A 9,659-nucleotide genomic window follows, 5' to 3' on the forward strand; every position below is an offset into this window, starting at 1 on the left:
CGGAAGGAGTTTCCGCGTGTCCACCCGCTCCCGCTCCACAGGCTTCACCCTCATCGAGCTGCTCGTGGCGGTCGCCATCCTCGGCCTCCTGGCGACGCTCGCCGGCATGGCCGCGTTCCACGGCACCACGCGCGTGCGGGTGAGCAACGCCGCCTTCGAGGTGGGGGCGCTGTACTCCGCCGCACAGATGCGGGCCACCAGCCTGGGCGTGCCCCACTACGTCGTCTTCCACGATGACGGCACCGACTTCGGCGCCTACCTGCTGGAGCGAGCCGACGCCCTGGGCGCCTACAACTGGGCCAGCGACGACGTGATGAACGCGGCCCTGGTGGGCGGGACGCGGCACGAGCACCTCCGGCTCTCGCGCGAGAGCGGCCTGGGCTTCGTGAACTTCGCCGCACCGCCTCCCGACCTCAAGCCCCTGCCCGCCCCCTTCGCCTCCATTCCGCTCACCGCGTCCGGCTCGGGCCGGCTGCTCAGCGGGTGCTCCTTCTGCACCGCGGGCACCGGGGGCGCGCGCGGCGTCATCCGCTTCTCTCCCAATGGGACCGTGCGGGTGATGACGGGCAGCGCGGAAGCGGGAGGCGTCGTCGCCTTCGCGCCCGACTCGCGCGGCTTCCAGTCCGGCCCACCCCGTCTGGTCGTCATCGCCACGCCGGCCGGCGCCATCCGGGTCTTCTAGGAGGACACATCCCCATGACTTCCACCGCTCGCGCTCCCCGTCCCCGAGGCTTCAGCCTCGTCGAGGCCATGGCGGCGCTCGCCATCTTCTCCATCGGCCTGCTCGGCGTGCTGCACATGAACGTGCTGGCCAGCCAGCAGAACGGGCTGGCCCGGCGCCAGTCCACCGCGAGCAAGCTGGGCCGCGACCTGGTGGACGCCTTCGAGCGCCTGCCCTTCCACCACCCGCTGCTGTCCACCGTGAGCACCATCGACCCGGCGGATCCGCGCTTCACCCACTTCGACGAGACGGACGGCCGGGTGAAGCTCTCGGACGCGGTGGCGCTCGTCGGGGAGCGCCCGCTGCTCGGCGCCGCGCAGGCCAGCGTGAGCGCCGAGGGCACCTACGAGGTGGCCTGGCGGGTGGCGCCCGTGAAGGGCTCGGACGGCAGCACCGAGGCCCACCGCATCCTGGTGATGGTGCGCTTTCCCACCACGGCCGGCGGCCTCAAGCAGGTCAACGTCTGGGCCGTGAAGTTCAACCCCCAGGCCGTTGGCCGGGGCGCCGCCCCCATCCCGGAGATTTGAGCCATGCGCGCGCCTCCTGACTCCCGGGGCTTCACCCTCGTCGAGCTGCTCGTCGGCACCACCGTGGGTGCCATCGTCCTCACCGGCGTCTGCCTCGTCTTCGTCTCGCAGGCCTCGCAGTACCAGGCCCACGCCAGCCGCCGCGCGGTGCAGGCCAGCGTCCGGCAGGCGCTCGGCGTCATGGAGCGGCACGTGCGCAACGCGGGCTACGGCGTGGACCCGGATCGGGCCATCCTCGCCTACGATTCCTACGACGCGGCCGGGGACGCCCACGGTGACGGCTACCCGGACGGCCTCACCGTCCACGCGCGCGACCTGTACTTCCGCCGCCTCGCCACCACCGTGAAGCCGGACGCCCTGCACTTCGACCGCGAGCTCCAGCGGCCACTGCGCAAGGGCGACATCCTCCTCGTCCTCTGCCCCGGCGCCATCCGCTACGCCTACGTGACGGTGGGAGAGACGGCTCCGGCCAAGGCCACCTCCGTCAAGCTGGACACCACGCCGGCCCCGGTGGACTCGCCCGCGGGGCCTCCCGGCGCGCTCTTCCGCGAGCAGGGCAAGATGACCGACGCCTGCTTCCACGACGGCGAGCCGCCCGTGGTGGTGAGGGTGGAGCGCACCAGCTTCTACGTCACCTCCTTCGATGATGATGGGGACGCGGCCACGCCCGGCACCACGCCCTACCTCATGCAGCACCGGGGCGTGGACAGCAACGACGACGGGCGCATCGATGGGGCCGACGCCACGCCCATCGCCGTGGGCATCGAGCAGCTCCAGGTGGCCTACATCCTCAACACCGTGGGCAACAGCGCGCCAGCGCTCGTGGGGGTGGACGGCGCCGTACCCTGGGGCGAGACGTGGCACACCGGGACGCCCGAGTCGAATCGCCCGCGCCTGGACGACGCCTATGCCTCGCTCCGGCGCCTCCAGTCCCACCCGGCCAACATCCGGCAGGTGCGCCTCACGCTCGTGGCGCGCAGCACCCAGCCGGACCGGCAGCGCCCGGGAGATGACGTGCTCACCCCGGGAGCCGCGGGCGCCGAGGGCCCCGCGCTCCCCTCCGGCTCCCTCTCCTGGCGCCAGCTCGAGAACCTGGGCACCCGGCCCGCCAAGGCCTTCGACCCGCGCGGCGGCGGCTTCACCCGCGCCGTGCTCCGCGAGGCCATCGCTCCCAAGAACCTGCTGATGCGCTCCCAATTCATCCCCATCCACCGGGGAGGAGGCTGAGCCATGCACCCGCGTCCCACCGGCCCACGAGGCATGGCCCTCGTGATGTCGCTCATCGTCATCGTCCTCGTCACCCTGCTGGTGGCCGGCGCCATCACCTTCACCGGCACCGAGCGCAACGCCGCGATGCTCCAGACGCGCGAGGACTCGCTCTCGGCCTGTACCCAGGCGGCGCGCAACCTCTTCCTCGCGCGCCTGCGGGTGCTCACGCCGGGCAGCGCCAGCCAGGTGAAGCTCGATGATGCGTATGGCGAGGGCCACATCCGCCTGGGCCACTTCGCGGGCGGCGCCGATGCCGGCACCCCCGGGGGCGGCTCGTCGGCCACCCTCACCCACGTGAAGGCCATTCCCGCCAACGCCGTGGGTGCCTCGCGCGGCTCGGCGCGGGACATCAGCAACACCCTGGGCGACTCGGCCGAGGGCGCCGTCTGGTACTCCGTCATGGCGCTCTGCCAGGAGTACCCGGGCGGCCCCGAGCGTGAGGTCGAGTTCGTCGTCCGTGTCGGCCTGCAGTAGCCCCCGAGGAATCCCCATGACTGCCTGGAGCCCCCTGCACCGCCTGCTCTCCGCCACGCTCCTGCTCACCCCCGCGCTGGCCGGCGCCGAGTCCACGCCCACCGAGCCCAAGGCCGCCTGCTGCCAGCTCACCACCTCGCTGGCCGCCGAGGCCCTGCGCGGGGAGGACCTCACCGGGGACGAGCGCTTCTTCATGAGCGAGGGCACGCCGCCCAACGTCCACTTCCTCATCGACACCTCGGCGTCCATGCGCGAGCTGCCCCAGGTGAAGGAGGGAGACCATGAGTCCTTCTTCGCCGCGGGCGAGGGCTGCGAGAATCCGGACCTGCGCGCGGTGCAGGACGCCAACGGGTGGAACGCGAGCACCGTGTACCCCGTGCCGGACCCGGACCACCCCGGCCTGTTCCGCGACGACAAGCTCTACGGGTACATGTTCTGGGAGGACCTCAACGCGCCGGCCCCCAACTGGAACACGCGGGAGGACGCCTGCGCCTTCCAGCACCCGGCGTCCGCGGACCCGAGCCGGACGCTCTACAACGCGTGCCTCTCCTGCCTCCAGACGCGGGGCTTCTACAAGCGTCCCAAGGCCATGGGCTCCCCGCCCGGGACGGATCCCCGCCGCCTCACCTACGTCTTCACCGGCCGCTTCCTCAACTTCAACCCGCCCAAGTACGTGACGGCCAAGGCCACGCTCAAGTCCATCCTCAAGGACATGCGGCGGGTGCGCGTGGGGCTGAGCTACTTCGACGCGGACAACGCGGTGCACGGCGCGCTGATGGCCCTGCCGCAGGGCCCCACGTGCGACCAGCTCCGCGCGGACCCCAACGCCTACACCACCGTGCGCGACAGCTACCTCGCGGCCGTGGACTCGCTGCGCTTCAAGGCCGCCACCCCGCTCGCCGAGTCGCTCCTCAACCTCGGGCAGTACTTCTCCTCGAGCGACACCCTCTACACGGACACCTTCGACTTCGACTCCCGCTTCCTCAAGACGGGCTTCCAGAACGCGCTCCTCGGCAGCCCGGGCCGGAGCTGGTGCTGGGGCTGCCAGGCCACCTCCATCGTCATCGTCACCGACGGCGAGCCGAGCGCGGATGACCACGTCCCCGCCGCCAACATCGAGTTCCTCAACGGCGGCCCGGTGACGTGCCCCACCGCGGAGCCGTGCCCGGAGGACGCGCAGCACAAGCTGGATGACGTGGCCAGGCTGCTCGCCACGCAGGACCTGCAGCGCGGCAGCCCGGAGGTGGTGGGCGACCTCGACACCGCCCACCGGCAGAGCCTCACCATCCACGCCATCGGCTTCGGGGTGAATGCCAACATCCTCAAGAACGCCGCGCGCGTGGGCGGCGGGCTCTACCACCAGGCCAACGACGGCGTGGGGCTGAAGAAGGCCCTGGAGAACATCATCGCCAACGTGGACCGGCGCGCCACCTCCTTCTCGTCGGCGTCCGTGTCCGGCACGCAGCTGTCCGGGGCGGGCGGCACGCTGGTGCCCCGCCTGCGCCCGGGCCGGGACCGGGACGAGCCGTGGCGCGGCTACCTCTACCGCTACAAGCTCGCCTCGGAGCTGCTGCTCGGCTGTAAACCGGACAAGGCCGCGGCCTCCGGCGGGGACACGAAGGACCTCAACGGGGACAAGGACTGCGAGGACGTCCACCTCATCGACGCGGACGGCGACGCCGTCGTGGAGAACGAGGTGGGGGACTTCGTGAAGCTGAAGGATCGGCTGGAGCCGGCGCGTCCCTTCTGGGAGGCGGGCCAGCAGCTCAAGGCCACCTCGACGCCGACGCAGCGGTGGAAGACGCGCGCCATCTACACCCTCGTGGACAATGGGGGCCCCGGTGGGAGCGGGCCGGATGGACGCCTCGACTCCAACGACACGCCGGTGGCCTTCACCGAGGCGAACGCGGCCCTGCTGCGCGAGTTCCTCGGCATCGGCACGGGCGGGTGCACGGTGGCCGGCGAGAAGCTGGGGCCGGACGACTGCGCCCGGGCCGTCATCCGCTACTACCGGGGCGCGGACGTGCTGAACACGGACCCGGCCCGGCGCGACTTCGACCGGCCCTTCCTGCTGCACGACATCTTCCACTCGGCGCCGCAGAGCGTGGACCCGCCCCTGCCCCGGGCCTTCTGTGGCTTCTCGCAGCAGTGCCTGCAGACGCTCTTCGCCGGCAGCACGGAGCAGAAGGGCTACACGGCGTCGGGCTCGAGCCGCACGCACGACGCCTATGACGAGTATGTCTCGCTGCACAAGGACCGGGACCGGGTGGTGCTGGTGGGCTCCAACGGCGGCATGCTCCACGCCTTCCACAACGGGCGCGGCGCCGGGGAGGATCCCGTCACGGGACTCGTGCGGCACGACGAGGGCACGGGCGAGGAGCTGTGGGCCTTCGTCCCGCCGGACCTGCTGCCCAAGCTGCTGCCCAAGCTGGGCCGCCACGGCTGGTTCGTGGACGGCACGCCCATGGTGCGCGAGGTGTGGCTGGACGGCGTGGGCCGCCCCGGAGACGCGGTGGCCGATGGGAAGAAGCAGGCCAGCGAGTTCCGCACCGTGGCCGTGGTGGGCTCGGGCACGGGCGGCGTGCACCGCTTCGCGCTCGACGTGACGGCGCTGCTGCGCAGCCCGGGCGCGTCGCAGCCGGGGCGCGCTCCGAGCGAGAAGGGCGACTTCCTGTGGATGTGGCCGCAGCCGTGCGATCCGCTCGCGCTACAGCTCGGCGAGAGCGATGGCCACTTCGCGCCCCGCCCGCCGCCCATCGGCCCGGTGGCCCTGGACGACCCGGACGGCCCGTGGAAGGTGGAGGGCAAGAAGGCCCGCGAGCAGTGGGTCGTCTTCCTCAACGGTGGCTATGACCGCTCGCTCAACCGGGGCCGGGGCCTGGCCATGGTGGACCTGCGCTCGGGCGAGACGCTGTGGAGCTTCTTCGCGGGCGACGGCAGCCCGCGCTCCGAGTCCCTGCGCCACCCCTTCGCCGCCAGCGTGGCGATGATGGACCTGGGCGGCCAGCTCGGCTCCAAGCCGGATGGGGATCTGCTCTTCGACACCGCCACCGTGGCGGACTACGGCGGACAGGTGTGGACGGTGCGCTTCTGGGAGCCGGGCAAGCGCGCTCCCGGGGGCCGGGTGGAGAACTGGTTCGCCGCCCGCGCCTTCCAGGTGAAGGGCTCGGACGCGCAGGCCGTGCGCCCCTCCTTCAGCTACATGACCTCCAACACCGTGCAGCCGGACACGGGCTACCTGCGGACCTTCATCGGCACGGGGGACCGCTACAACCTCGCGGACGGCGGAGGCACGACGTGCCGGCTCTCCAATCCGCTCGGGTGCGCGCAGCTCGGCTGCCGCGCGAGCCAGACCGTCACCGTGGAGCGCGCGGGCACCACGCCCTGGAGCACCAGCACCTCCTTCGAGGACTACCTCGACACCAGCGCCACGCCCCCCGCGGGCACGGCTGGGGCCACGTGTGGCTCGACGAAGGTGTCGCTCGCCTGGAACTACGGCGCGGACAACGGCTGCACCGCGAGCACCACGGGCCGGCTGGAGTACACCTGTGACGGCACGGGCACCTCCTGGGGCTGCCGGGTGACCCAGAATGACTGGAAGCCGCTCGCCGCGACCAAGCCGCTGCCGGCCACCAGCCCCCACCGCTTCTACGGCTTCTGGAGCTACGGGGTGAAGAAGGCCCGCACCTTCAACACCGCCTCCGAGGCCACGACGTACGAGGCGGGCCTGCTCACGGATGACCGGCTGGTGGACGTGTCCCAGTTCGACGCCACCGGCAAGGTGACGGGGGCGAAGGAGGCCGGGGCGCTGGAGGCCGGCTGGTACGTGCGCTACAGCGCGCCCCGCGAGCAGACGGGCAGCGGCACCACCATCGTCAACGGCTGCGTGCTGTGGAACAGCTTCGAGGCGGGGGCCTCCAGCGGGATGTGCGCGGCCTCGGGGGAGCACAAGGCACGCATCTACCAGGCGGGCTTCGTGGGCGGAGCGGCCAACTGCGCCGAGGGCTTCTACACCGCGTCCACGGGCGGCGGCACCGGCGGGAGCGGCACCTGGCAGCGCTTCGGAGAGCGCGGCGTCACGTCGGCCCCGGCGGACCCGGCCCCCCAGCGCAGCCCCCAGACGGTGGACATCGTCCTCAACGAGCCGGGCACGGGTCCCCGCCGGGTGGGGGTGTCCCTGGAGAACGAGGCCCTCCAGTCGCTCTACCAGTTGGAACTGGACCGTTCCGGGCACGACTGCCGGCACGAGGCCGAGCGCTGCGAGTAGCCCGCAACCATTGATTTCCGTCGAGGGCCGGCGTAGGCAACGGCCCTCACTCATTTTCGAAGGGTTTCAAGCAGATGGCCGAGAAGCTGGCACCGCGCGAGAAGGGCTTTTCCGAGTGGTACGTGGACCTGGTCCAGAAGGCGAAGCTCGCCGACTACTCGGACGTGAAGGGCTGCATGGTCATCCGTCCCAATGGCTACGCCATCTGGGAGAACATGCAGCGCGTCCTGGACAAGATGTTCAAGGACCTGGGCCACAAGAACGCCTACTTCCCGCTGCTCATCCCCGAGAGCTACCTCAAGAAGGAGGCCGAGCACGTCGAGGGCTTCAACCCCCAGCTGGCGGTGGTGACGCACGCGGGCGGCGCCAAGCTCGAGGAGCCCTACGTCATCCGGCCCACCTCGGAGACCATCATCAACCGCAGCTTCGCCAAGTGGATTCAGAGCTACCGGGACCTGCCGCTGCTCATCAACCAGTGGGCGAACGTGATGCGCTGGGAGATGCGCACGCGCCTCTTCCTGCGCACCACCGAGTTCCTCTGGCAGGAGGGCCACACCTGCCACGAGACGGAGGAGGACGCGGAGAAGGAGACGCTGCAGATGCTGGAGGTCTACCGGAAGTTCGCCGAGGACTACATGGCGATGCCGGTGATGACGGGGCGCAAGACGGAGTCGGAGAAGTTCGCCGGCGCGCTGCGCACCTACAGCATCGAGGCGATGATGCAGGACAAGAAGGCGCTGCAGGCGGGCACCAGCCACAACCTGGGACAGAACTTCGCCAAGGCCTTCGACACGATGTTCCAGGGCCGTGACGGCAAGCAGCACCACGTGTGGCAGACGTCTTGGGGCGTGTCCACGCGCCTCATCGGCGGCCTCATCATGACGCACTCGGATGACGCGGGCCTCATCGTCCCGCCGCGGCTGGCGCCCACGCACGTGGTCATCATCCCCATCGCCGGCAAGGCGACGGACGCCGAGAAGACGCAGGTGCTGGAGAAGTCGCACGCGCTGGCGGCGGACCTGAAGAAGGCCGGCCTGAGCGTGGTGGTGGACGACGACGACACCAAGAGCCCGGGCTGGAAGTACAGCGAGCACGAGCTCGTGGGCACCTGCCTGCGCGTGGAGCTGGGCCCGAAGGACCTCGCCAAGGGCTCGTGCGTGATGGTGCGCCGCGACGTGAAGCAGAAGGAGTTCATCCCGCTGGACCAGGCCGTGGCCCGCGCCCAGGAGATGCTCGAGCAGATGCAGACGAGCCTCTTCGAGAAGGCGAAGAGCTTCCGGGACTCGCGCACCTTCGAGGTGAACAGCTACGAGGAGATGAAGGCCAAGGCCGACGACGGCTTCCTGCTGGCCCACTGGAACGGGGACCCGAAGGTGGAGGCGCGCATCAAGGACGAGACGGGCCTGACCACGCGCAACCGGCCCTTCGCCCTCAAGCAGGAGCCGGGCAAGTGCGTGGTGACGGGCGAGCCGTCTCCGGGCCGCCTCGTCTTCTCCAAGGCCTACTGAGCCTCAGCCCGCGCGCCGCTCTCCGCCCGAGTTCTCCTCGGGCGTGAGCGGCGGCACGCAGGGCAGGTGGATGATGAAGCAGGTGCCCTTGCCCAGCTCGCTCTCCACCTCGATGCGGCCCCCGTGGGCCCTGATGATGCCCTGCACCACCGACAGCCCGAGCCCCGTCCCGATGCCGGCCGGCTTGGTGGTGAAGAAGGGCTGGAAGAGCCGCTGCTTCGTCTCCTCGGACATGCCCGTGCCGGTGTCCCGCACCTCCACGCGCACCTGCGCGCCCTCGCGGCGCGTGACGAGGCTCACCACGCCGCCCCCCGGGGTGGCGTGCCCCGCGTTGACGAGCAGGTTCACCAGCACCTGGACGAGCTGCCGCGGGCGGCCCACCACCGTCCCCACCTCCGCCAGCTGCGTCTCCACCCTCACGTGGCCGAGCTGCATCTGCGCGATGCGCAGCGCCGCCTGCACCTCGGCGGTGAAGTCGTAGGGGGTGTGGCTCTCGAAGCCCCCGCGGGAGAAGCGGCGCAGGTCCGAGACGATGGCGTTCACCCGCTTGATGCCCGCCAGCGTGTCCGGCAGCACCTCCGCCACGTACTCCTTCATCAGCTCGGACAGGTGCTGCTCGTTGCGCATGTCCAGGAGCAGCGAGTCGACGTTGCTCGTCACGTAGCTCATCGGGTTGTTGATTTCATGCGCCACGCTCGCCGCCATCAGCCCCAGGCTGGAGAGCCGCTCCTGCTCGATGGCCCGCTGGTGAAGCTGCTGCAGCTCCTGGTGCGTCTTCTCCAGCTGCTGGTGGGCCAGCTCCAACTGCTCGCTCTGGCGCAGCACCTGGTCCAACGTCCCGCGCAGCAGCAGGACCCGCTTCTCGGACACCAGGTAGCCGATGATGCCAACCA

7 protein-coding genes are annotated in these 9,659 nt (G+C 70.8%); 6 read left to right on the top strand and 1 reads right to left on the bottom strand.

Annotated elements, in window-relative coordinates; genetic code table 11:
- Positions 1–16 precede the first annotated feature (16 nt).
- From VF697_RS28695 to proS, 6 genes are all read left to right on the top strand, one after another.
- Positions 17–682 carry a pilus assembly FimT family protein gene (locus VF697_RS28695; protein ID WP_331099924.1) on the top strand — a complete coding sequence of 222 codons (666 nt, stop codon included), beginning with the start codon at positions 17–19 and terminating at the stop codon, positions 680–682.
- A gap of 14 nt (positions 683–696) precedes the next feature.
- Complete coding sequence (locus tag VF697_RS28700) at positions 697–1,248, top strand: type IV pilus modification PilV family protein (RefSeq protein WP_331099925.1); 552 nt, start codon at positions 697–699, stop codon at positions 1,246–1,248.
- 3 nt (positions 1,249–1,251) lie between these two features.
- The gene (locus VF697_RS28705) at positions 1,252–2,475 is read left to right on the top strand and encodes a PilW family protein (protein ID WP_331099926.1); all 1,224 of its coding nucleotides are present in this window, start codon (positions 1,252–1,254) and stop codon (positions 2,473–2,475) included.
- A gap of 3 nt (positions 2,476–2,478) precedes the next feature.
- Complete coding sequence (locus tag VF697_RS28710) at positions 2,479–2,991, top strand: hypothetical protein (RefSeq protein WP_331099927.1); 513 nt, start codon at positions 2,479–2,481, stop codon at positions 2,989–2,991.
- Positions 2,992–3,007: 16 nt separating this feature from the next.
- Positions 3,008–7,258, top strand: coding sequence for a pilus assembly protein PilY (locus VF697_RS28715; RefSeq protein WP_331099928.1), 4,251 nt, complete (start codon positions 3,008–3,010; stop codon positions 7,256–7,258).
- A gap of 74 nt (positions 7,259–7,332) precedes the next feature.
- A complete protein-coding gene (gene proS / locus VF697_RS28720) occupies positions 7,333–8,766 on the top strand; it encodes a proline--tRNA ligase (protein WP_331099929.1) in 1,434 nt (477 codons plus the stop codon).
- Between the two features lie 3 nt (positions 8,767–8,769).
- Here proS and VF697_RS28725 read toward each other — a convergent pair.
- Positions 8,770–9,659, bottom strand: an 890-nt coding sequence (locus VF697_RS28725; RefSeq protein WP_331099930.1) for a sensor histidine kinase, incomplete at its 5' end; no start/stop codon positions are given.

This window comes from Archangium sp. (genome assembly GCF_036388035.1).
Lineage (GTDB): Bacteria > Myxococcota > Myxococcia > Myxococcales > Myxococcaceae > Archangium.

What these genes read in the sequence shown, in the direction of transcription:
- proS (WP_331099929.1), top strand. Translation starts at nt 7,333, where the DNA reads ATGGCCGAGAAGCTGGCACCGCGCGAGAAGGGCTTTTCCGAGTGGTAC.
- VF697_RS28700 (WP_331099925.1), top strand. Translation starts at nt 697, where the DNA reads ATGACTTCCACCGCTCGCGCTCCCCGTCCCCGAGGCTTCAGCCTCGTC.
- VF697_RS28710 (WP_331099927.1), top strand. Translation starts at nt 2,479, where the DNA reads ATGCACCCGCGTCCCACCGGCCCACGAGGCATGGCCCTCGTGATGTCG.
- VF697_RS28715 (WP_331099928.1), top strand. Translation starts at nt 3,008, where the DNA reads ATGACTGCCTGGAGCCCCCTGCACCGCCTGCTCTCCGCCACGCTCCTG.
- VF697_RS28705 (WP_331099926.1), top strand. Translation starts at nt 1,252, where the DNA reads ATGCGCGCGCCTCCTGACTCCCGGGGCTTCACCCTCGTCGAGCTGCTC.